The sequence below is a fragment of the Trueperella pyogenes genome (assembly GCF_001070855.1).
Taxonomy (GTDB): domain Bacteria; phylum Actinomycetota; class Actinomycetes; order Actinomycetales; family Actinomycetaceae; genus Pauljensenia; species Pauljensenia pyogenes_A.
In genome coordinates this window covers 52,128-74,908 of the sequence record NZ_JVLH01000004.1, presented here as the reverse complement: position 1 = coordinate 74,908, position 22,781 = coordinate 52,128, and the positions used below count along the sequence as shown (strand labels likewise).

Annotated in this window: 22 protein-coding genes; 21 read left to right on the top strand and 1 reads right to left on the bottom strand. The window is 55.1% G+C overall.

Annotation, left to right across the window (positions count from 1 at the left end; all coding sequences use genetic code 11):
* Positions 1 to 41: 41 nt before the first annotated feature.
* Positions 42 to 605, bottom strand: a complete 564-nt coding sequence (locus ADG72_RS01315) for a hypothetical protein (protein ID WP_048711612.1) — start codon at positions 603 to 605, stop codon at positions 42 to 44.
* Positions 606 to 898: 293 nt separating this feature from the next.
* On the opposite strand from ADG72_RS01315, the gene ADG72_RS01310 reads away from it, so the two are divergent.
* The 21 genes from ADG72_RS01310 to ADG72_RS01210 all read left to right on the top strand — a co-directional run bounded on the left by ADG72_RS01310 (position 899) and on the right by ADG72_RS01210 (position 22,618).
* Complete coding sequence (locus tag ADG72_RS01310; RefSeq protein WP_048711610.1) at positions 899 to 2,599, top strand: bifunctional folylpolyglutamate synthase/dihydrofolate synthase; 1,701 nt, start codon at positions 899 to 901, stop codon at positions 2,597 to 2,599.
* A 90-nt stretch (positions 2,600 to 2,689) separates the two neighbouring features.
* Entirely contained in the window at positions 2,690 to 3,595 is a 906-nt protein-coding gene (locus ADG72_RS01305; protein ID WP_239667616.1) for a dihydroxyacetone kinase subunit DhaK, read from the top strand.
* Positions 3,595 to 4,236, top strand: a complete 642-nt coding sequence (dhaL, locus tag ADG72_RS01300) for a dihydroxyacetone kinase subunit DhaL (protein ID WP_048711608.1) — start codon at positions 3,595 to 3,597, stop codon at positions 4,234 to 4,236. Before ADG72_RS01305 ends, dhaL begins: the two co-directional genes overlap by 1 nt.
* Before the next feature lie 10 nt (positions 4,237 to 4,246).
* Positions 4,247 to 4,999 (top strand): HPr family phosphocarrier protein, encoded by a 753-nt coding sequence (locus tag ADG72_RS01295; protein ID WP_048711607.1) that lies wholly within the window; start codon positions 4,247 to 4,249, stop codon positions 4,997 to 4,999.
* A gap of 45 nt (positions 5,000 to 5,044) precedes the next feature.
* The gene (gene smc, locus ADG72_RS01290) at positions 5,045 to 8,581 is read left to right on the top strand and encodes a chromosome segregation protein SMC (RefSeq protein WP_048711605.1); all 3,537 of its coding nucleotides are present in this window, start codon (positions 5,045 to 5,047) and stop codon (positions 8,579 to 8,581) included.
* Between the two features lie 56 nt (positions 8,582 to 8,637).
* A complete protein-coding gene (locus tag ADG72_RS01285; protein WP_048711603.1) occupies positions 8,638 to 8,994 on the top strand; it encodes a hypothetical protein in 357 nt (118 codons plus the stop codon).
* A gap of 28 nt (positions 8,995 to 9,022) precedes the next feature.
* Complete coding sequence (gene ftsY, locus ADG72_RS01280; protein WP_048711602.1) at positions 9,023 to 10,303, top strand: signal recognition particle-docking protein FtsY; 1,281 nt, start codon at positions 9,023 to 9,025, stop codon at positions 10,301 to 10,303.
* 58 nt (positions 10,304 to 10,361) lie between these two features.
* Positions 10,362 to 11,966 carry a signal recognition particle protein gene (gene ffh, locus ADG72_RS01275; protein ID WP_048711600.1) on the top strand — a complete coding sequence of 535 codons (1,605 nt, stop codon included), beginning with the start codon at positions 10,362 to 10,364 and terminating at the stop codon, positions 11,964 to 11,966.
* The gene (locus ADG72_RS01270; protein WP_048711598.1) at positions 11,966 to 13,072 is read left to right on the top strand and encodes an amidohydrolase family protein; all 1,107 of its coding nucleotides are present in this window, start codon (positions 11,966 to 11,968) and stop codon (positions 13,070 to 13,072) included. The genes ffh and ADG72_RS01270 overlap by 1 nt, the downstream gene beginning before the upstream one ends.
* A gap of 201 nt (positions 13,073 to 13,273) precedes the next feature.
* On the top strand, positions 13,274 to 13,759 hold the full coding sequence (gene rpsP, locus ADG72_RS01265; RefSeq protein WP_019127084.1) for a 30S ribosomal protein S16: 486 nt from the start codon (positions 13,274 to 13,276) through the stop codon (positions 13,757 to 13,759).
* Positions 13,760 to 13,761: 2 nt separating this feature from the next.
* Positions 13,762 to 14,001: an RNA-binding protein gene (locus ADG72_RS01260; RefSeq protein WP_019127083.1), complete on the top strand. Its 240-nt coding sequence runs from the start codon at positions 13,762 to 13,764 to the stop codon at positions 13,999 to 14,001.
* Positions 14,002 to 14,076: 75 nt separating this feature from the next.
* Positions 14,077 to 14,583, top strand: a complete 507-nt coding sequence (gene rimM / locus ADG72_RS01255; protein WP_048711596.1) for a ribosome maturation factor RimM — start codon at positions 14,077 to 14,079, stop codon at positions 14,581 to 14,583.
* A gap of 14 nt (positions 14,584 to 14,597) precedes the next feature.
* Complete coding sequence (gene trmD, locus ADG72_RS01250; protein WP_048711594.1) at positions 14,598 to 15,923, top strand: tRNA (guanosine(37)-N1)-methyltransferase TrmD; 1,326 nt, start codon at positions 14,598 to 14,600, stop codon at positions 15,921 to 15,923.
* Between the two features lie 198 nt (positions 15,924 to 16,121).
* Positions 16,122 to 16,478: a 50S ribosomal protein L19 gene (gene rplS, locus ADG72_RS01245; protein WP_019127080.1), complete on the top strand. Its 357-nt coding sequence runs from the start codon at positions 16,122 to 16,124 to the stop codon at positions 16,476 to 16,478.
* Positions 16,479 to 16,608: 130 nt separating this feature from the next.
* On the top strand, positions 16,609 to 17,325 hold the full coding sequence (gene lepB / locus ADG72_RS01240; protein ID WP_048711592.1) for a signal peptidase I: 717 nt from the start codon (positions 16,609 to 16,611) through the stop codon (positions 17,323 to 17,325).
* Positions 17,322 to 18,047: a ribonuclease HII gene (locus ADG72_RS01235; protein WP_048711590.1), complete on the top strand. Its 726-nt coding sequence runs from the start codon at positions 17,322 to 17,324 to the stop codon at positions 18,045 to 18,047. Before lepB ends, ADG72_RS01235 begins: the two co-directional genes overlap by 4 nt.
* A gap of 48 nt (positions 18,048 to 18,095) precedes the next feature.
* Positions 18,096 to 18,395, top strand: coding sequence for a DUF2469 domain-containing protein (locus ADG72_RS01230; RefSeq protein WP_009748064.1), 300 nt, complete (start codon positions 18,096 to 18,098; stop codon positions 18,393 to 18,395).
* A 193-nt stretch (positions 18,396 to 18,588) separates the two neighbouring features.
* Positions 18,589 to 18,990, top strand: coding sequence for a YraN family protein (locus tag ADG72_RS01225; RefSeq protein WP_048711588.1), 402 nt, complete (start codon positions 18,589 to 18,591; stop codon positions 18,988 to 18,990).
* Positions 18,969 to 20,552, top strand: coding sequence for a YifB family Mg chelatase-like AAA ATPase (locus tag ADG72_RS01220; protein ID WP_048711587.1), 1,584 nt, complete (start codon positions 18,969 to 18,971; stop codon positions 20,550 to 20,552). The genes ADG72_RS01225 and ADG72_RS01220 overlap by 22 nt, the downstream gene beginning before the upstream one ends.
* The gene (gene dprA, locus ADG72_RS01215; RefSeq protein ID WP_048711585.1) at positions 20,539 to 21,696 is read left to right on the top strand and encodes a DNA-processing protein DprA; all 1,158 of its coding nucleotides are present in this window, start codon (positions 20,539 to 20,541) and stop codon (positions 21,694 to 21,696) included. Before ADG72_RS01220 ends, dprA begins: the two co-directional genes overlap by 14 nt.
* 10 nt (positions 21,697 to 21,706) lie before the next feature.
* On the top strand, positions 21,707 to 22,618 hold the full coding sequence (locus ADG72_RS01210; RefSeq protein WP_048711583.1) for a tyrosine recombinase XerC: 912 nt from the start codon (positions 21,707 to 21,709) through the stop codon (positions 22,616 to 22,618).
* The last annotated feature ends 163 nt before the right edge of the window (positions 22,619 to 22,781 follow it).

Genomic DNA, 22,781 nt, shown 5'->3' with positions numbered 1-22,781 from the left:
GTAGCAAGGTTCGTCTCGATCATGAACCTTCTCGTGAAGGGTCAGTGGGATGAAGCCGGGTCGGGAGTGATGCTTGGATCTCCGTCGACAAAATATTTGTTCGTGTCGTGGGGATTAACGACGGAACAGGTGACCTCATAGGTGCTCTCAGTTGCTGCGCCCTTAGCAGTTCCGGTGAGGGAAGCGGTGTACGTATATTTCAAGTCCCCACTCTCGGTTTTGCCCTGGTTCCTCACGGAGCGCGTCTTGATGATGGTGGTGGTATCCATCTTTCCGGATTCGTCTACCGCTTTTCGACACGCCTTTCGACTTTCCGTAGTGATCTCAACAGTGATCCCCTCGTCGAGGTAAGACGAAGTAGGAGTCGGAGTACCTGACGCCGATGATGAAGGACCAGACGTGGAGTTCGATGAACCACTGCGGGTAAGTGCTCGCATCAAGAAGAAGCCGCAGATGATGGCTAAGACGATAGCAACAGCAATCCATACTCCAGCACTGCCCTTTTTCCTAGGCGTCTGGGGAGCCTGGGGTGCTTGGTACTGTCCTTGGGGGGCAGGGAATCCTTGAGGGGCGGGAGAAGCGGAATTTGGAGTGAATTGAGACATGTCGTCCTTATCGATCTGTTGTGTTCATTGCCAAACTTGTCGAAGTTTATGCTTCAAAACATCGTCTGTAAAAAGTTCTTCCGTTGCATGTGCCCAGAAGTACCTTGCGTTATCGCGGCGAATTGTTGTGCCCAGAAGCACGAATGAAATGTGAACGCCAGGAGCGAACCGCGGCCTGAGTGCGCAGCGCCTGTGTGGCCTCGTCGATAGAATGGGCGCAGCTCACTAGGCAGCAAACGAAGCCCAACGCGACCACTCACCGACCACGCGAGAGGGCTAACCAAGGAGGACTCATGGCTGGCGAATCATTCTTCACGCACGATCCAAACGAGGAAACGCGTGCAGCGCGTGCGGAAGACGACACCCAGCTTCACGGCACGATTCCCGCAGATCTCATTCCCTACCTTGAAGAAGCCGATCGCGTTGATGATGAAGAATCAGTCAGCGACGATCAGCAAGAAGAAGTGAGCGAACGTGATCTTGCCCTGGAGGCCTTGGCTCTGAACTCCATGCTCTTGGGTCCAGATCCTTCTATCGTTGCTGAGCTCGAAGGTGACTACTCGCAGTGGGGTGAGGACTGGGAGGAAGAGCTTGCTGAACGCCGCGCAGAAGATGCGCATCGCGAGGCCCTTAATGATGCCGCACACACAGCAGCAGTCCTCGAGCAAGTTGAAGAAATCTACCAACAGATCATCGCTCGCGTTCCTGAGCATCAGGTTCAGCCAACTCTTGACCGCGTGACCGAAACCCTAGACATCTTGGGTGACCCTCAAAATAGCTACCCCAGCGTTCACATCACCGGAACGAATGGGAAGACGTCCACGACCCGCATGATCGATGCGCTCCTGGGTGCCTTTGGCGTGCGCACTGGTCGCTTTACCTCGCCGCATCTGGTTGACGTTCGTGAGCGCATCACGATCGAAGGTGACTCAATTTCTCCCGATGAATTCGTTCGCACGTGGGAGGATATTGCACCCTACATCGAGATGGTCGACCGCGCCCACGCCGAAACTGATGGGACGAAACTGTCTTTCTTCGAGGTCTTTACCGTCATGGCCTTCGCGGCATTTGCTGATCACCCCGTCGATGCTGCCGTCGTCGAAGTCGGTATGGGTGGCCGCTGGGATGCAACGAATGTGATCGATGCCGGCGTTGGTGTCATCATGCCCATCGCCATCGATCACGAAAAGTGGCTGGGCTCGACAATTCGTGAAATTGCGGAAGAAAAAGCAGGGATTATCAAGCCTGGACAGATCGTGATTGTTGCCAAGCAACAAGAAGAAGCTCTTCGGATCATTGAAGAGCGTGCTGCCCAGGTCGATGCGATTGTTCGCCTTGAAGGCAGGGACTATGAAGTCCTAGATCGCCAGTTGGGAGTCGGCGGGCAGATGATTACCGTACGCACACCCGCCGCTGTCTACGAAGACGTATTTGTCCCTCTCTTCGGTGATTACCAGGCAAGCAATGCGGCCGCAGCTATCGCAGCAGTTGAGGCCTTCATGGGAGGCCGGGCTCTGGACGCCAAGGTTGTCGAGGCTGGAATGCTCAGCGCCACATCACCGGGGCGCCTTCAGGTCGTACGCCATTCGCCGACGATTATCGTTGATGCTGCGCACAACCCCGCGGGTGCGCACACTCTGGGTGAGTCGATTTCCGAGGCCTTTGACTTTGAGCGAGTCGTTGGCGTGTACTCGGCGATGGGGGATAAGGATATCGAGGGAGTTCTCGGCGAAGTTGAACCTTATCTGGATTCCATCGTCATTACGCAGATGCCAGGGACTCGTGCAAAGCCTGCAGAAGAAATTGCGCAGATTGCACGAGAAGTTTTTGGCTCCGACCGAGTAGATGTCCAAGAAGATATCCTCGAAGCAATCGCGACCGCGGTAAACCTTGGCGAATCTGGAGACGAAAGTGCACCTGCGACGGGTGTTGTTGTCTTCGGTTCGGTTTTGTTGGCCGGTGAGGTTTTGCGATTAATGGATATTCGCCCCTGAACACCTTATTTGACTACTCGAGTGCCCTAGTATTTTCAGGATGTACGCGGGTATTATGAAGGAAAGGGCCTGATCAGGGGGTAGATACGGTTGACTGAATCGCAAGTTGTGATCACCGTCCGCTCAGATTCACACCCTGCCCTCGCGTTCATTTCCGGTGGCGGTGGCGGACATGAGCCGCTTGACTCCGGATTTGTTGCTCCTGGGATGCTTCACGCCTGCGTGACGGGACCTCGTTTTACATCGCCCTCTGCACCTGACATCGCCCAATTGATGGAAAAAGTAGCGACCGAGCTGGGCGTGAATACGATTGTCGCATTGGTGAAGAACTACACCGGTGATGTATTGAATTTTGAGTTGGCCGCGGAGCTAACAGCAGATTCTGGGATTGAATGCACGCTCATTCGTGTCTGCGACGATAGCGCGACTCGAGAGGTGTCTCAAGGCGCTCGCGGAATTGCGGGGACCCTGCTGTATGAGAAAATCCTGGGCGCTGCAGCCTGGCTGGGGCAAACCAGTGAAGAACTCGTCTCTTATGCCAATCAAATCGGCGAATCCATTGTCAGCTACGGCGTTGCCTTCCGTGCTCCCTCAGATGAGCAAGGAATTCCCGTTTACGATATCCCCGCGGGGCAGGCCGAGCTGGGAGTGGGAATTCATGGCGAGAGGGGAGTAGATCGCCGCGTCTTTTCACAGCGCCACGAAGTGATTGAACACTGCGTCGATGAAGTTTTTTCTCAACTTGTCCCTGGAAATGATCCTTTGATCGTTCTGGTCAACGATCTTGGACAGGCAGACCCCAATGACATTGAAAGCGCCCTTTTGGGCGTCAATGAACGCGCAGAAAACGCAGGTATAAATATTGCGCGCACCAAAGTTGGGCGATTCGTCACCAGTGCAGACATGGACGGGCTGTCAATCACACTTATGCGTGCAAATCCCGATATCCTTAACCTCTACGATGCTCCGACACTTGCCCCCTCATGGAGTGAATAATGACCACCATCAACACACAATGGCTCGAGCAATGGATGGACCTTTGCGCCACCGCTTTGCTTCGAGATGAAGAACGACTGACCGAACTTGACCGACAGATCGGTGACGGTGACCACGGCATCAATATCACGCGTGGCTTCACTGAGGTTCGTCAACTCCTTGGACAGCAGGCTCCCGCCTCCCTCTGCGAAGGTCTCACCCTGGTCGCAAAGACCTTGCTTGCACACGTTGGCGGGGCCTCGGGTCCACTGTATGGAACAGGTTTCCTGCGCGGAGGGCGCGCCATTGCAGAGCATCCCGACCTCGGTGCCAGTGAAACGATTGTCCTCCTGTACGAGGCCATCGCGGAAGGTATTGCCCACCGAGGGAATGCCGAGGCCGGGGATAAGACCATGCTTGACGCGTGGCTTCCCGCCGCTCATGCCGCTCGCGATGCGTGTGAGAAAGGTGCCTCTGTTGATGAGGTTCTCTCTTGCGCTGCCCAAGCTGCGCAGCGCGGCGCTACCCTCACCGAAGGAATGAAGGCTCTGAAGGGGCGCGCGTCCTACCTGGGTGAACGTTCCGTTGGACATCTAGACCCGGGCGCCGTTTCATCAGCAATCATCATCATGCAGGCAGCGCGTGCTGCCGCTGAAGAATAGGACACCCCCAATGGCGCGTGTTTCTTTTGTGATCATTTCTCACAGCCACGAACTGGCAAAAGGAGTCGTTGACCTCGCGACGCAGATGGCCCCCGACGTTCACTTTGAGATCGCAGCTGGAGATGACACTGGTGCTTTGGGTACATCCATGCACAAAGTTGAAAACGCGCTTGACCGCGCATTAGCGCAGGTTCACAAACCGGGCGATGAAGAATGTTGCAGGGGCGTTCTTTTGATGAGTGACCTTGGCTCAGCAACCATGGTGGCGCAGACTGTGCTCGAACTCCGAGGCGATCCAAAAGACTGCATGTGCATCAATGTGCCTCTTGTCGAAGGCACAATTGCCGCCGCGGTTGCTGCACGGGGCGGAATGGGACTTCGCCAAGTTGCTGCAGCTGCCTATCAGAGCGTGATCGATATGGCGGGCAGAGCACGCAGTGAACTTGGGCAGATCACTAGCGTGAGCCTTGACGCGAATTCGAATGTTCTTTCATCCCTTGATGCGTCGAAGAAGTTTCGCGAAGCCGATATGGTTGTCACTGATCCTGCAGGCTTACATGCACGTCCGGCCGCTCTTCTTGTCCGTGCACTCGCATCCTTGGACGTCCAGGTCTGGATCAACGATGTCGATGCCTCGTCTGTCCTCGAAATTATGTCCCTGGGTGTGCGCCATGGTGAGCACGTCCATGTTCGCGCTCAGGGACCTGATTGCGACAAAGCGCTGGAACTTGCCCGCGATATGCTCGAGGGCGGCACGCATTGATTAATAATCCACTGAAAACCTTCAGGAAGCTTTAGGCTGGGTCTCGTGCACCTGAAAACCCTGTCCCTGAGAGGATTCAAATCCTTCGCCAGCGCAACGACTCTTCGCCTTGAACCGGGGATTACCTGTGTCGTCGGTCCGAATGGTTCTGGCAAATCTAATGTTGTTGATGCTCTTGCTTGGGTGATGGGGGAGCAGGGGGCAAAAACTCTTCGCGGCGCCAATATGGCGGACGTGATCTTCGCCGGCACATCTGGCCGGGCCGCATTAGGACGTGCTCAAGTCGATCTCACCATTGACAATTCAGATGGCCTTCTCCCCATTGACTATTCCGAGGTCACTATTTCGCGCACCCTCTTTCGAGGGGGTGGAAGCGAATATGCCATTAATGGAACTCCCGCTAGGCTCTTAGATATTCAAGAGCTCCTTTCGGATACCGGCATGGGGCGACAGATGCATGTCATTGTCGGCCAAGGCCAACTGGATACGATTTTGTCCTCGACTCCCGAGGAACGGCGTGGCTTCATTGAAGAAGCGGCAGGAGTGTTGAAGCACCGCAGGCGGAAAGAGCGCGCGCTTCGAAAGCTCTCAGATATGGATCAGAACCTGGTTCGAGTTCTTGATCTAACCAGTGAGATTGAACGTCAATTACGTCCGCTTGCCCGTCAGGCAAAGATTGCCCGGCGTGCGTCGATCATTCAAGCGCGGGTACGTGATGCGAAGGCACGATTGCTTGCTGATGATTTGGTCATTGCTCGCGATAAGCTTCGTCGAGGTTCCGAGGATGCAGGCACACAGCATGAACGCTTGACCTCCCTTCAAGAAGAAGAGGCACGTGCACAAGCGCGTATCCGTGAGTTAGAAGCAGAGGAAGCCGAGCGCCATCCGCATGCCGCGCAAGCGATGGAGGAATGGCAGGCTCTCACCGCAATCGCTGAACGCCTCAACGCGACCATGACGATTGCTCGCGAACGAGTATTGACACATTCTCAGCCAGAGTTAGCACCTCAAAGTGAGGACCCAGCTTCTTTGGATGAACGTGCGCAGGCAGCAAGCCATGAGGATGCGCAGATTCTTCAGCGTGTGCAAAGTGCTTCAGAACGCGTTGATCAGGCACTGAGGCAACGTGGTGAGGCTGAAAAACGTGATGACGAGGCCCAGCGTGCCCTTGCACAAGCAAATCGTCTGCTTGCCGATTATCGCGAGGCAAGCGCGCGTCTGAGTGCTGGGGTGGCCTCGGCTGCGTCACGTCTGGATGCTGCGCAATCGGAAGCGCAACGCGCGGCGCATCAACTGGATGCGGCACGAGAGCGTGAGGCTCAAGCTGCGCGCGAGGCCGAAGCATATTCGGAAAGCGATCCCCAAAACGATTCAACTGCCGCTAAAGCCCTGAATATCGCGCAAGCGAAGCGGGAGGAAGCGCGCGAAAAGGTCGATGAACTTCTGGCGCGAGAACGTGATGCCCGGGCAGAACGCGCACGCTGGGAAGCGCGCCGTGACGCGCTTGCCCAGACGCTTACTCCCAGTGACGGCACCGCCTCGTATATGAATGCTCCCGGTGCGAAGGGCGATCTACCCAGCGCACTTCACATTCGTGCGGGCTATGAAAACGCAATTGCGCAATTGCTTTCTCCTTTTGCTGATGCCCTAGTTATCGATACCCCAGAACATGCGTGGAAGACCGCTGCCGATGCGCGACAAAAGGCTCAAGGACAAGTGCGTCTTCTTGTCGACGATGCATCGAATTCTCAACAAGCGCCGAAACTGAATGGTCTTGCAGGTGCATGGGCAAAGGATCTCGTCACTTCGACAGCATTCGATGGGCTTGTCGATGCTCTTCTCGCGGGTTCATGGGTGTGTGAGACTCTGGAGGAAGCTCGTCAGGCACTTACACACACGGAAATCGAACGTGTTGCTACGACTCAGGGAGATGTTCTCTCACGCACGTCCATGTTGGTCGCAGGCGAAGAAAGCGCCTCACCACTTGCCCTTCGCGCGCAATATGAGGAAGCAGCGGCAGCCGCAAGCGCAGCTATGGAGGAAGAGCGACGCGCCCAAGAAGAATTGACACGTGCTAACGCAGCTCTTGACCTGGCAGTTCGCGGCGCGAATCAGGCTCTGAAGACACTTCGTGAAGAAGATGCGCGTCAAGCAAAGATTGCGCAGGAAGCTGCGCGTGTTCACAGCGCGCTTCGTGCTGCCCGCGCTGAGACTACTCGTGCCGAGGAAACCCTCAAACGTGCGCAAGAGCAGTTGGAACAGGCGCGCGAATCTCATGAAAATGCTCAGCAGCGTCTGAAAAACGCAGCCTTGGAAGCACCCGATGTTGATCTCGAGGCCGCCAGCCGTCACGCAGAAGAATGTGCGGCAGCCGCACGTGCAGCCCGTGACGAAGAAACCCAGGCCCGCTTGGCTTTACGAGCTGCAGAAGAAGAGTCACGAAGCGCCGCGTCCAGAGCGCGAAACCTTCGCCAAGCCGCCGCGCGAAGTCGTGAAGAACGCATTGCTTATCAGCGGAGGGAAGAACGTCGTCGGCGTGAACTGGCGCGCGCTCAAGGAGTTTTGGAAGAAGCGCAGAAAGGTTATGCTCGCGCTCAGAGCGCGGTTGCCTCAGCAAAAGCGCGCCGTGATGCGATTGAAGAATCACGAAAGGCTGATTCGGAGAAACTGACTTCCGTACGTCGAGAACTTGATGACGTTCGTGCGCAAATCTCGCAGCTTACTTTAGCCTCGCAGCAAGCTGAGATTCTGCGTGCCGAATTGCGGATGCGGGTTGAACAATTAGAGACGCGTGCCATGGAGGAGCTCTCTTTAGAAAGCGATGAACTGATTGAGCACTACGGTCCGCACAATCTTGTTCCCGTTTTGAGCGAAGAATCCGCAGAATCAGATATCGAGGCAGGAGAAGATGCTGAAAACCCCGCTCGTCCCTATGTGCGTGAAGAGCAGGTTCGCACCCTTGATCAGGCACTGAAAGAGCTTGAAAAACTTGGACGCGTAAATCCACTGGCATTGGAAGAACACGCAGCACTTGCCAAACGCCATGAGTTTTTAGTTGCCCAGGTACAGGACCTGAAGAAATCCAAGTCAGATCTGCTGACGATCATCGAGGATGTTGATCGCTTGGTCCAGGAAGCATTCGAGGAGGCATGGGCGGATACCGCGCGCCACTTTGAGCATGTTTTTAGTGTTCTTTTCCCCGGGGGAGAGGGACGTCTGGTTTTGACCGATCCGGATTCCATGCTTGATACGGGGATTGAGATTGAGGCGCGACCTGCTGGGAAGAAAGTCAAGCGACTATCTTTGCTTTCTGGTGGAGAGCGTTCCTTGGCAGCTTTGGCATTCTTGGTTGCAATCTTTAAAGCTCGTCCTTCCCCCTTCTACGTGATGGATGAGGTCGAAGCGGCTTTGGATGACATCAATTTGTCGCGTCTGCTGGAAATATTTAAAGAACTTCGCGCGACTTCGCAGCTGATTGTCATCACTCACCAAAAACGCACGATGGAGATTGCGGATGCACTCTATGGCGTGACGATGAGAGATGGCGTGACGCGTGTGGTTTCTCAGCGCCTCAATGATTGAAACGAATAAACCGTGTCCACTTGGCACAGCTGCGTGTGGGATGGGAAAGTTAAGGCATGATTGAAGGAATTGCGGTCTACATCGTCACGATGATCGTCATGCTTGCCATCGCTTCGGCCGTCATTTTAGGTTTTGCATTGCACCGGCGAAGCGCTGATCAGTGGAGAGACCATCTGCGCAATCAGTCCGGGCAAGAGATCCCCACCCAGATCCCGCAAATTAGTGTTCGTGAAGAAAACATGAACGCTGTCCTTGAGTCCTCAAAAGGTTCTCGTGGGTACATGGTGGCGGATGGCCTTCCAGGTTTCGAAGCCGTGGAAGCAATGACTGAGCGCATTGAAGATATCGCCACCAGGCGTGGGGCACACGCGAAGCCCGCCCCAACTGAGGCCGATACCTCGAAAGATGCATAAGAGAAGCGCACTAAGGGAAGATTGACCTATGCAGGCTGTCATGGACTTTATTCATAACCCCGTGGCCCCCATCATTTTGGCGGGCGTCATTGTCGTTCTTGTCGCGGCTGTTTCGTTTGTTGTGCGTTCGCTCAAGTCGTCACGCACACAAAGTGAAGTGCCCCCATCGACCTCCGTTGTCCCTGAGGCTTCACTTCCGCAAGCTCAGGAAAGCGAGGTTGAAGGAGCCCAGCGTTCCCGAGATGGTGCTGCAGCGCAGACTGCTGACCGCTCTGAGGCTGCTGCGCCTCATGCCGAGCACATGTTCTCGCAAGAGGAAACCTCGGCCTCGGGAATTGGAGAGGAACACCCGGAAAGCACTTCTGTTGAGCTCCCCGAATCCATTCCTTCACGAATGGGACGTCTTCGTGCGCGCTTGGCGCGTTCGGGAGCCTTGGGTAAATCCCTTCTTTCTTTGCTGTCGCGCGGCGATCTATCAGCTGCGGATTGGGAAGAGATGGAAGATTCTCTTCTGGTCGCAGATTTGGGCTTGGAAGCAACCGATGAATTGATGGAAGCCCTTCGCACGCGAGTGAAGGTTGAGAACACTTCGGATCCGCAGGTTGTGCGTGCTCTTTTGCGCGAAGAACTGCTCAAGCTTGTTGATCCCGATATGGACCGCTCTGTGAACTTAGCGCTTCGAGACGTTGACGGTGTTCAGGTCCCTGCAACTATCTTGATGGTTGGTGTTAACGGAACCGGCAAGACGACAACCACTGGAAAAATGGCACGCATTTTCCGCGCCGAAGGACATGAGGTCTTGCTGGGGGCTGCCGATACCTTCCGCGCTGCTGCAGCTGAACAGCTTGAGACCTGGGGAAGTCGCGTTGGCGTTGATGTTGTCCGTTCTGATCGTGAAGGTGCTGACCCGGCGTCCGTTGCATTTGAATCGGTTGAAGAAGGCATTCGACGGGGCTGCGATGTCGTCATGGTTGATACCGCGGGCCGACTTCAGACGAAGTCTGCGCTCATGGACGAGCTGGGTAAGGTCAAGCGCGTGATGGAAAAGCACGCTCCAGTCAGTGAAGTCCTTCTGGTTCTGGACGCGACGACCGGTCAAAACGGTCTTCGACAGGCTGAAGTTTTTGCTGAGGTTGCTGGAGTAACAGGTATTGTGCTCTCCAAGCTGGATGGCTCAGCTAAGGGCGGAATTGTGGTTTCAGTCCAGCGAGCATTGGGTGTCCCCGTCAAGTTTGTGGGACTTGGAGAGGGCCCGGACGACCTTGCTCCCTTCGATCCGCAGTCCTTTGTTGATGCAATCGTGGGCTAAAACCCACTACTCTTAACATTTAGTTATTTAGAAGTTGTGCTCGTGAGGAGTAGTCACAGTGGCTTTCTCGGATCTTTCTGATCGTTTGACCGCGTCCTTTAAGAGGCTCCGTTCGCGTGGAGTTTTGACGGAATCTGATGTCGATCAGACTATTAGCGAGATTCGTCGTGCCCTGATCGATGCTGACGTTGCCCTTCCTGTCGTTCGTCAGTTCACCACTCAGGTTCGCGAGAAGGCCTATGGAGCAGCTCGTTCCCGCGCGCTTAACCCCGGTCAACAGGTTGTCCGCATTGTTCATGATGAACTTGTTGAGATCCTGGGTGGCGAAACCCGAGAGCTGCATTTTGCCCAGCGAGGCCCGACAGTTTTCATGCTCGCAGGTCTGCAGGGTGCAGGTAAGACGACTTTGGCCGGAAAACTTGGTAAGTGGCTGCGTGAAGAGGAAAAGAGCGTCCTGCTTGTCGCCTCTGACCTTCAGCGTCCCAATGCTGTCGGCCAGCTTCAAATTGTCGGTGAGCGCGCGGGCGTTCAGGTGTGGGCACCCGAACCGGGTAACGGTGTTGGTGATCCGGTTCAAGTGGCACGTTCCGGTTTGGATTATGCGATCACTCACGGCATCGATGTTGTGATTGTCGATACCGCGGGCCGTTTGGGTGTCGATCAAGAGATGATGGATCAGGCGATTGCTATTCGCCAGGCTGTCAATCCGCACGAAGTGATGTTTGTCCTTGACGCCATGATCGGTCAGGATGCGGTCAATACCGCGACCGCATTCCGTGACGGTGTTGGCTTCACCGGTGTCGTGCTCTCCAAGCTTGATGGCGATTCCCGAGGCGGTGCCGCCCTTTCCGTGCGCGGCGTAACGGGAGCTCCCATCCTCTTCGCCTCGACGGGCGAAGGTTTGGACGACTTCGAACGTTTCCATGCCGACCGCATGGCGTCTCGAATCCTCGATATGGGCGATATCATGACGCTCATCGAGCAAGCTGAAAAGCGCTTGGATGCTGAAGAAGCTGAGAAGATGGCCAAGAAGGCCATGTCCGGTGAACTTACGCTTGATGACTTCCTCAGCCAGCTTCAGCAGGTCCGCAAGCTTGGGTCTATGAAGAAGGTTCTGGGGATGATCCCCGGAATGGCTCAGATGCGTGATCAGCTTGAGAATTTCGATGAACGCGAGGTTAATCGCGTTGAAGCGATCGTCCGTTCAATGACTCCCGCCGAGCGGGCCGATGTCTCGATTCTCAATGGCTCTCGTCGCTCGCGCATCGCCCGCGGCTCAGGCGTGACGGTCGCTGAGGTCAATAACCTAGTCAAGCGTTTTGAAGCCGCAAAGACCATGATGGGGCAGATGGGACAGATGGGCCCGGGAGGAATGCCCGGATTTGGTTCGATGCCTGGCAGCGGTGGTAAGGCCAAGCAAAAGGCGCAGGCGCGTAAGGATCGTGCCCAGCGCGCTCGCGTTGCAAAGAAGGCGCGAAGTGGTAACCCTGCAAAGCGTCGTCAGCAGGAATTAGAGGCGATGCTTCCTCGTGAACAGCGTCCTTCAGCTCCGGCGGGATCCGCATTCGGCGTGACTGAAACACCCGCGCAGGCACCCAACGCGCCGCGCCCGACCTTGGATGATCTGCCCGAAGATATCCGACGCATGCTCGGCCGAGGCTGATGTATTTCGACGGGCACCTTTTTACTGATTCGGGATGGGTCAGTGGTCAGTGGAAATTAACTCCAGTAATCTCGCCCGTCGATGAGATTCCTGCCTATTCGCGAGTTCTGAGTGGGTGGGCTGCACCCGCTTTTGCAGATGTGCACTGTCACATCGGTGTCGGTGCAGCTGCGACGTCTCTTGAGCGCGCTCAACAACGCGAGCAACTTGATGCCATGCTTCGCGCCGGGGTGACTCTTCTGCGAGATTGTGGCTCGCCAGTTGACACTTCGTGGGTAAATGATGAGCCCCGATATCCGACTCTTATCCGGTGCGGTCGTCATATCGCTCGGCCAATGAGGTATATCCGGGGTCTTGCGCGTGAGATCAGCGATGTTCGTGAGCTGCCAGATATCGCGCGTGAAGAGTGTGCGCGCGGCGATGGGTGGGTGAAGATCGTTGGCGACTGGATTGACCGCAGCGGGGGAGTGGAGGCTGACCTCGAGCCCCTGTGGCCTCGTGAAATCCTTATCGAGGCTGTCGCCGGGGTCCACGAGGCCGGAGGGCGTGTGGCGGTCCATGCCTTTTCCTCGCGCGTCATCGATGACCTCATTGAAGCAGGTGTTGATGATATCGAACATGCCAGTGGTATGGATAAAGATCAGATCTGCGAAGCGAAAAAACGTGGGATCGCTGTGTCTGTCACCATGCTTCAGCGTGAATTGTTCAAGGAATTTTCTGAGCAGGCGGCACGCAAATATCCGCGATATTCAGCAACAATGAATACGCTTTGGCAAGGCAGATACGAGCAGGCTCAAGAGCTCTTCGACTCTGGAATTACGCTCTTACCTGCAAGCGATACGGGCGGCTACCAAGAACCCGGAAGTATCCTTGCTGAACTGCGCGCGTGGGGCGGACTTGGGGTGAGGCCTCGTGAAATTCTTCAAAGGGCAACTTTGGAAACGCGCCGCTATCTGGGGGTTGACGAAGGGCTCGTTGGAGGAAGTGCTGATCTTGTCGGATACTCTGCTTGTCCCGACGACATTGATGCACTTCTCGCACCTCTTTGGCTGTGTCGAGGCGGAGAGCTTGTCGCGCTTTCTTCAACCTCTTCGCATGAGCGGTGACCAAGACCACCGTGAATTGGCTGAGTCTGACGCCGATTGGCTTGGAAAGACCAGCTAAAACTGGCATAATTAATCGCTGTACTCGACGTGCGAAGAGCCCTCTCATCTGAGTTCGTCGCGTCCCGGGATAATCATCGTCTGTGTTTCCCTACCTGACGTATGTCTATCCCACACCGATTTGAAACAGGAGTGACCACAACAGTGGCAGTTCGCATTCGTTTGAAGCGCATGGGCAAGATCCATGCACCCGTTTACCGTGTCGTTGTCGTTGACTCGCGCAAGAAGCGTGATGGACGCGTCATCGAAGAGGTCGGTCTGTACGATCCGACCCCGAACCCCTCGACCATCGAGATCAAGTCTGACCGCGTTCAGTACTGGCTCGGCGTTGGCGCACAGCCCTCGGACCAGGTTCGTAACCTGCTGGTCCTGACCGGTGACATCGCTCGCTTCAATGGCAAGGCAGACGCAGTGTCCCGCGTGCAGTACGCAGATGCCGACAAGGCAGCCGCTGCTGCTCAGGCGATCAAGGACGCCGAAGCCGCTGCTGAGAAGCGCAAGGCAGACGCCTCCGCCAAGAAGGCTGAGGAAGAAGCTGCTCGCAAGGCTGAAGAGGAAGCCGCACAGGCCGCTGCCGCTGAAGAAGCTGCAGAAGAGCCCAAGGCTGAAGAAGCCGGCGAGGAAGCCTGATCATGCTTGCTGATGCACTCGAACACCTGGTCAGCGGAATCGTTGATCACCCCGAAGACGTGCGGGTTTCTTCTCGCAACATGCGTCGCGGGCAGATGCTTGAGGTTCGTGTGAACCCTGAGGATCTGGGGCGTGTCATCGGCCGCGGAGGTCGTACGGCCCGTGCGCTGCGCACGGTAATGAACGCGCTTTCTCCCCGGGGAAATGTCCGCGTTGATGTCGTTGACACCGACCGCGAGTGACAACTTAGTGATCTCAAACGGGGACCTGGCTTAAACAGGTCCCCGTTTGGCATACCCCCGAAAAGGATTCATCCCATGCTCATGACGGCAGCACAGATCGGACCCGCACACGGACTGCGTGGGGAAGTCATTGTCGATATTCGAAGCGACGATCCGCAGCTTTTTACCCCTGGAGAAAGCTTCTCGACCTCGAATGCGGCGTTTCCCAAGCTCACGCTTTCTTCAATTCGTCAGCAAAAAGATCGCATGATCGCCCTTTTTGATGAGGTTTCAAGCCGCGAGGACGCCGAAGCATTGCGCGGCGCTCGTCTGCTTGTCGATGAGAGGGAAGAAGAAGATGCGTGGTATCCGCATCAGCTCAAGGGCCTGCGCGCAGTTGATCCTCAGGGGAATGAGCTGGGCGTGGTTCAAGGGCTCCAAATGGGAGCCGCTCAGGATCTCCTATTAGTAAAGACCTTCGCAAGCACTGTTATGGTTCCCTTTGTCCATCAACTTGTCCCCACAGTTGACATCCCAAACGGTACTGTGACGATCGAGCCGCTGCCCGGGCTTTTTGACGATCAAGCCATTGAGGCCCGCTGAGGAAGAGGAAGCCTATGCGTATCGATCTGCTGAGCATTTTCCCGCAGTACTTTGCCGCTCTCGATCTTTCTCTCATGGGGAAGGCCCGTCAAAGCGGTCAGCTGGACATTCACGTCCATGACCTGCGTTCATGGACTCATGATCGTCATCGAACGGTTGATGACACCCCGTATGGTGGGGGTGCGGGTATGGTCATGAGGCCTGATGTCTGGGGAGAGGCACTGGATACCGTCATCGGTGCAGAGGCCGGAAAGTGCGTTCTAGCAATCCCCACACCTTCGGGAATCCCTTTTAACCAGAGAAAAGCAGAGGAACTTTCGCATTTCGATCGAATCATCATTGCCTGCGGACGATACGAAGGCATTGATCAGCGCGTTGCTGATCACTACCGTAGCCGTGGCGTGGTGGTTGAAGAATTCTCTATCGGGGATTACGTCCTCAACGGTGGGGAAGTGGCAGCCTTGGTCTTGGTTGAAGCTGTTGGTCGCTTGATCGACGGAGTGATTGGGAACCCCGATTCTCTGGTTGAAGAATCCCATAGCGGTATTGGCCTCTTGGAATACCCGGTTTACACGAAGCCGCAAGAATGGCGCGGGCACCAGGTTCCCGATGTATTAATGTCCGGTGACCACGCAAAGATCGATCGTTGGCGTCTAGATCGTAGTCTTGAGCGTACAGCGCAACGACGCCCGGATATCATTGCGCGTATTGCATGCTCGTCGGCTGACCAGCTGAGTACCCAAGACAGGGAAATTTTGGCGGAGAACGGTGTGCTGATGCGTGAGGATCACGTTGTGCCCATTGAGATTCGTGCTGCGCGCCCTGACGAGGCCGAGCGCATCAGTGAGCTTGCCAGCCTCACTTTCCCCATGGCACCCCCGGACTTTATTCCTGAGGAAGATGTCCAGGCTTTTATTTCCGATGGATTGAATCCTCAGGTTTTCGAGGAATACCTTGCTGATCCCAATGCGCGTTGTTTCCTTGCAGAGAGTGAAGGCCAGCTGCTTGCCTACACCTTGATTTTCTTACGCAGTCCGAAAGATATGCCGCGAGGAAATGGCAAGTACCCCTTGGATGATCGTGCTGCCTATCTGTCGAAGTGCTATGCGTGCGAAGAGGTTCACGGCAGCGGCATTGCTGGAGCGATTCTGGAGCATACGATTCGTATTGCCAGAGAAGAAGGCGCAAGCCAAATCGTTTTAGGAACACACATCTATAACGAACGCGCACAGCGTTTCTATCGCAAGCACGGTTTTAAAAAGGCAGGAAGGCGTCATTTCCGTTTGAGTGCCAATACCGAGGCCACCGACGTCGTCATGATTCGTCCCGCGCAGAGTTAGCGAAATCACCGCTGCGTGCTCACACTTCTGGGCTTTCGGGGTGTTCTTTAGTACCTGAGCTGTGGCAAAATTAAACGGTCTGTGTGTGGCGTTACCTGCCGTGGGGGGCCGCCGGATCATACAGATACATGAAGAAACGCAGGCTTGACCTGCCGAAAAGACGTGACTGACCTGCGGCAGAAGCGTCAAGGAGTGAAAATGCAAAAGCTGGACGCCGTCGATGCAGCATCGCTGCGCGAAGACATCCCTGCTTTCCGTGCAGGCGATACCGTTAAGGTTCACGTGAAGGTTATCGAAGGTAACCGCTCGCGTATCCAGGTTTTCCAGGGCGTTGTTATCGCACGTCGTGGCCACGGTGTTTCCGAAACTTTCACCGTCCGCAAGGTTTCCTTCGGTGTCGGTGTTGAGCGTACCTTCCCCCTGCACGCACCCACGATCGACAAGATCGAGGTCGTGACCAAGGGCGACGTGCGCCGCGCAAAGCTCTACTACCTGCGTGAGCGCCACGGTAAGGCCGCAAAGATCAAGGAGCACCGCTCCGGATCTGCCGAGTGACACTCGCTCGCGATATAAGCCCGGTATCCTTAAGGATGCCGGGCTTTCGCATACGTGTGAGAATTTACGGTAGACATAGGAAAGGGATCTGTTTATGAGTCGATCAGGCGCACGCGGGAGAGCCGTCCGAATGCCGGTCGCTCACGGCCCTTCGATTAAGGATATTGAACGCGAAGAACGTCGGGCACGGAAGAACCCCTTCAATTGGCTGCGTGAGCTTGCCGTAATCGTCGTCTGTGCCCTGGTGATTTCCTCGCTTCTACGCGCCTTCCTTGTGCAGGTCTTTTGGATTCCCTCTGCGTCGATGCGTAATACTCTGGTCGAAAAAGACCGCATCGCTGTATCTCGCGTTTCCCACTTCACGGGAGACATTAAGCGTGGAGACGTTGTCGTTTTTGATGACACTTTGGGATGGCTTGCCAAGAGCGAAACAGATACCTCTTCGCCTTTGCGAAAAGTGGCTGAATTTACCGGATTGCTTCCAGCGGGCGGAGAACAAACCCTAGTGAAGCGAGTCATTGGTCTAGGCGGCGATCACGTGACTTGCTGTACGGCAGATGGCAAGCTTCAGGTCAACGGCGTCACGATCACCGAGCCCTACATCGCCAACCACGGTGCGGCCTCGTCAATTACTTTCGACGTCACTGTTCCTGAAGGCTCTCTGTGGGTTATGGGAGATAACCGTTCAAATTCTGCGGATTCTCGTTATCACATGGGGAACGGGCAAACCCCATATGTGCCCGAAAGTGCCGTTGTCGGCCGTGCATTCGCGGTAATTTGGCCAACCAATCGCGTCAGCTGGTTGGGGGACCGCTCGGTCTTCGCTGACGTCCCCGCTGCCAAATGAACGCCTCCAAGCAGACTTTTTCGAGCCGCGGAGAAGCACCGAAGCGCTCGTCCAAAATTACTCCCACCCGAGAGTGGGAAGAGGAGCTCCAACACAGTTTCGGTGTGGTTGCTGGCATGGACGAGGTTGGACGCGGATCTCTTGCCGGTCCGGTATGCGTTGGCTTGGCTTTCGCTCCTCCTGCTGGGATTCCAGTTCTTCTGGGGCTCGCTGATTCAAAGATGCTCAGTCTTCGCGCTCGCGAGGCCTTATTTGAGCCTGTTTTTCAGTGGAGTCCCTGCATTGAAATTGGCCAGGCAAGCAACGATGAGATCGATCGTTATGGAATTATTGCCGCACTTCGACTTGCTGGACGGCGTGCTTTAAAGGCCGCATCTGATCGTGGCTTTCAAGCAGATATCGTCATTTTGGATGGAAGCCACGATTGGCTGAGCGATTCTCCGGATCTTTTTGATGATTTTGATGGTCCTCTTTATCCCACGGTCTCTACCCCAAAGGTTGTCACTCGTGTTAAGGCGGATGCATCGTGTGCGACGGTTTCTGCTGCTTCAGTTGCTGCGAAAGTCTTTCGCGATCGCTTGATGGAAGAATACGAGGACCCGGGATATGGATGGGCATCGAACAAAGGCTATTCTTCGGCTGCGCATATCGATGCTTTGAAGCGTTTGGGTCCTTCGGAGCTTCACCGGCGCTCATGGCGGCTTCCGGGTGTCGAAAGCTGAATTACTCGGTCGCGCTCTAAGATACTGGGAGCAACACAGGAGGCGATCATGGCTGGCGATATCGAATCGTATGAAAACAACCTCGAACTTGAACTGTTTCGCGAATATCGCGATGTCATCGGCTTGTTCAAGTATGTCGTCGAAACTGAACGTCGCTTCTATCTGTGTAACCACGTCGATGTGCAGGCTCGTCCAGTTGGCGGGGATATCTTTTTTGAATTGACCCTGACCGATGCATGGGTCTGGGATATTTACCGTTCCTCGCGATTCGTACACTCAGTGCGCGTCGTTACCTACAAGGATGTCAACGTCGAGGAACTCAATAAGCCTGAGCTCCCTCTCGCTTAAGTTGGTGCTTCTATTGGAAAGCACGTATCGACTAATCCGATGCGTGCTTCATTGTCTGCTGAGCATCTCATTATTGCGGCAGGCGCATTGTCCACAGGGATGACACTTCATCGGTGTTTTCCACAGAATTTCGTGTGGACACTTTCCTGCAATCCCTGTTTTGTCATCCTTCCTTCAACGGGAAGGAGCTGTGGTGGACTACAGAAAATACCTCGGTCAAGCGGGCGAAGAATATGCGTGTCGTTTCATTGAAGAACAAGGACTAGAAGTTCTTGAACGGAATTGGCGCGACTCGAACCGCGGAGAGCTCGACATTCTTGCTCGCGAAGGAAATACCGCAGTCGTTGTCGAGGTGCGCACTCGCGTCGGAATTGGTTACGGCAGCGCGCTCGAATCAATTGATACTCGGAAGGTACTGAAACTTCGACGGCTTGCAGCCCAGTGGGCTCGTCAGCGCAGGCTCCATTCAAAACTGCGTATCGACATCGTTGCGTTGACGGTGCCTCGCGCCTGCGGACAAGAACTGCGAGAAGGCGGAAGTGTAGATTTCTTGCGGTATCCCCCGAAGATCGAATGGCTCAGGGGGATCGCGTGACTTCTTCGCTTGCACGTACTCGCGCAATTGCTCTGGTGGGCCTAGATGGAAATATCGTCGACGTTGAAACGCATGTTGGCCGCGGGCTGGTGAATTTCACCCTCGTCGGGCTTCCGGATGCATCCCTAAGAGAGGCTCGCGATCGTGTTCGCTCAGCCCTCCAAGCCTGTGAGTTGGAGGTTCTCGACCGGCACGTTACGGTCGGACTTTCTCCCGCTGGGCTTCCAAAATCGGGCTCGGGATTTGATTTCTCCATTGCCGCCTCGATACTTCTGGCAACTTCGAAGATCCAAAGCACAGGAGTTGCAGGTGAAGTCTTCATTGGTGAACTTGCTTTGGACGGCAGTCTGCATACTCTTCCGGGAATTTTGCCCGCGGTAATTTCGGCGCGACGATCGGGTATTACCCGAGTATTCGTTCCTCTTGAGGCGCGCAGCGAAGCCCAACTCGTTCCAGGGATAGAAGTGTGCGCATTCGCGCACCTCGCGGACTTCGTCCAGGCATTCGGCGGGCAGGCAAAACGAGCACGAGTACTTGGGCTAGCCGCTCAAGAATCGGTGCTTAAAAATGCTGGGGAAGAAGCAATGCAAAGCGGGGGAGTAGGAGACTTTTCTCAAGTACGTGGGCATAACTCGGCAATCGAGGCGGTCGCCATCGCGGCCTCGGGCGGCCATCATCTGATGATGATCGGCGAACCCGGAAGCGGGAAGACGATGATGGCTTCCAGACTTCCTTCAATCCTTCCAGAACTTGAACAAAGCGATGCCTTAACTGCTAGCGCTATTCATTCGATTGCCGGAGACTTGAGCAGCGGACAATTGCTTACAGAACCTCCATTTCAAGCTCCGCATCACTCGATGTCGATCCCTGCAATGGTTGGTGGAGGCAGCGGTGTGATCCGCCCGGGTGCCGCTTCATTGGCGCATGCAGGAATTCTGTTTCTTGATGAAGCGACAGAATTTGCGCCGGCAGTTCTGGATTCTCTTCGGCAACCGCTTGAGTCAGGGTGGGTGCGTATCCAGCGTTCAGGCCATACGGCACGTTACCCGGCTTCTTTCCAATTGGTGATGGCAACAAATCCCTGTCCGTGTGGGCACCTGGGTGGACGAATTCGTTCGTGTTCCTGCTCCTCCATCCAAAGGAGGCGTTACCTGGCACGTCTTTCAGGACCTCTGATTGATCGCATTGACATCACACTGTCGATGCGTGTTCCCAGCCAGGCGGATCTTGCTTGTGAATCTCACTTCAACTCGCATTCACTCAAAGACAAGGTCTGCGAGGCGCGTGAACGAGCTGCTCATCGACTTAAAGGTACTCAATGGCGTCTGAATCGGGATGTCGCGGGTTCGTGGATTCGATCGCATCACCCACCTTCGGATCAGATCCTGAGCATGATCGATCACTCAGTTGATCAAGGTCGGCTCTCAATGAGGGGAGCGGATCGCTTACTGCGACTTATGTGGACCTGCGCGGATTATTCAGGAAAAAACTCGATTGGACTGGATGAGTTCTCTGCAGCTCTCCAGCTCAGGCAAGGAGGCGAGAACTATGGCATTGGATGAGACCCCCGAACTACTCGACGAAATCTGGTGGAATAGCGTGAGCGAACCATCGGATGCGCACCTTGATCTTTTGCGACTGCGTTTGGGAGACGAAGAAGCGAAATCTTGGATTTTAGCCTCGACGCTGGTAATCCCTCAGTGCTTGAGAAGTGAGGAAGAAGTATTTCGTTCCTGCTGGAAGCGCTGGCGACCGCGCGCTTTGTCTGCGAATCCACACGTTGAATTGGAAATCTTGAATAAAATCGGTGGGCGTCTTGTTCTTCCGAGCGATCCTGACTGGCCTGGTGGCTTTGAAAAACTAGGGGAAGGGCAGCCTCGGTTGCTCTGGGTCATCGGGGAAATGCCGAAGTCGCCAGCTATCGCAATCGTTGGCGCTCGAGCCTCATCGCACTATGGGAACGAAGTAGCAAGTGAACTGGCATCAGAGCTGTCGCATCGTGGTTATGGGACAATCTCGGGCGGGGCGATAGGCATAGATACCGCGGTGCACCAGGGAAGCGTTAATGTTCGAGGCCAGACCTGTGCCTACATGGCTGGTGGATTGGGAAACCTCTACCCAGCCAGCAATAGCGATCTATTTCGTGCGATTCTGAGGTGTGGAGGGGCCTTAGTATCCGAAGTTCCCTGCACTTTCCGTCCCGCTAAGTGGCGCTTCTTAGGAAGGAACCGCCTGATCGCCGCAGCTGCCGCTGGGGTTGTCGTCGTCGAGGCTTCGCCACGCTCTGGTGCGCTGGCAACTGCGCGTTGGGCACTAGAGATGGGGACCCCCGTTGGCGGAGTTCCCGGCTCGGTCTATTCAGAGGCTTCACGAGGCGTCCACGAACTGTTACGTAACGGAGGAATACTCGTTCGTGATTGGGCAGATATCGTCGACATGATCGGGGAGAAGCTCCCTGAAGAAAACCAAATGCCACTATTTGGAGACCCAGTAGCTTCCGATCATGGGATTGATGCGCTTCAGCCACTGATGCGCAGAGTATTTGAGGCGCTTCCGCAGAGGCGTTCAATGACAATTGAAAGAGCGGCGGTTGCTGCTGGTCTGGATGAAGAGAGCGTGAAGATCGCGCTTGTTCGACTTCAATTAGAGGGTTATGTCGCAAACGATGAGCGCGGCTGGCACCGAAGTAAATCCCCACATCACTAAACTGCTCGGTATGGATGAGAGACTGCTGGAAGCGTGGGAGACCTACCTGCGCGCTAATGCTGTAGTTTCTCCGCATACTCTGCGTGCCTACATCGGAGACTTGCATTCATTTCTCGAAAATACCGATACCGATGAGCTCACAGTAGATAACGTCAATAACGTCGTTACCTTGCGCGCAATTCGCATGTGGCTTGCGGATGAACTTCGCAAGGGGAACTCACGCTCAACTGTCTCACGGAAGACTGCCTCGATACGCTCATTCACCGCGTGGGCTCACCGTCGGGGCTATCTCACAACTGATCCCGGGCTGCTTGTGACCAGCGCTCGCGGTGATCAAAAGCTTCCGCAGGTCCAAACAGTTTCTGACACTGAACGTCTCCTTGCATGTGCTGAGCTCCAAGCCAGTGATGATCCCTCGCCAGCAGCAGTACGAGATTGGGCAATTCTAGAAACCATTTACGCGACTGGAATGCGTGTGAGCGAAGTCTGCTCCTTGGATACGACCTCGATTGATCAACAGGGAATGACCCTTCGTGTGATTGGTAAAGGAAACAAGGAACGCATTGTTCCCTTTACCCGAACTTGTCTCAACGCCCTTCAGCGTTGGCTTAATGGGCCAAGACAAGAGTTGGCCCATCCGGAAGCAGGGAAGGCGCTCTTTGTCGGTGACAAAGGTAAACGTATCGATCCGCGCGTAATCCGAGGAATGCTCCACCGGATGTGTGCACGTGCAGGGGTTCGAGATATTGCACCTCACGCCCTTCGGCATACCGCAGCAACGCATATTTTGGGTGGGGGAGCCGATCTTCGGGCAGTGCAAGAAATGCTTGGGCATTCCTCGCTTCAAACAACGCAAAGGTATACGCATGTTGATGCCCAGCGCCTAAGTGCAATCTATCGACAAGCACACCCGCGTGCCTAGCGTGTTCAAAGGGTTTTAAGCCTGGGGTGCCCAGTGAGCATTCGCAATGGGTTGATATATCGAGTGCGCGATACTTTTGCACCCCAATGAATCTGTGCTTCTCGAATAGATGTGCTTGTCCATTCGCTCCCTAGGGGAGGAACTGACGCAATTTGCTCTCCTC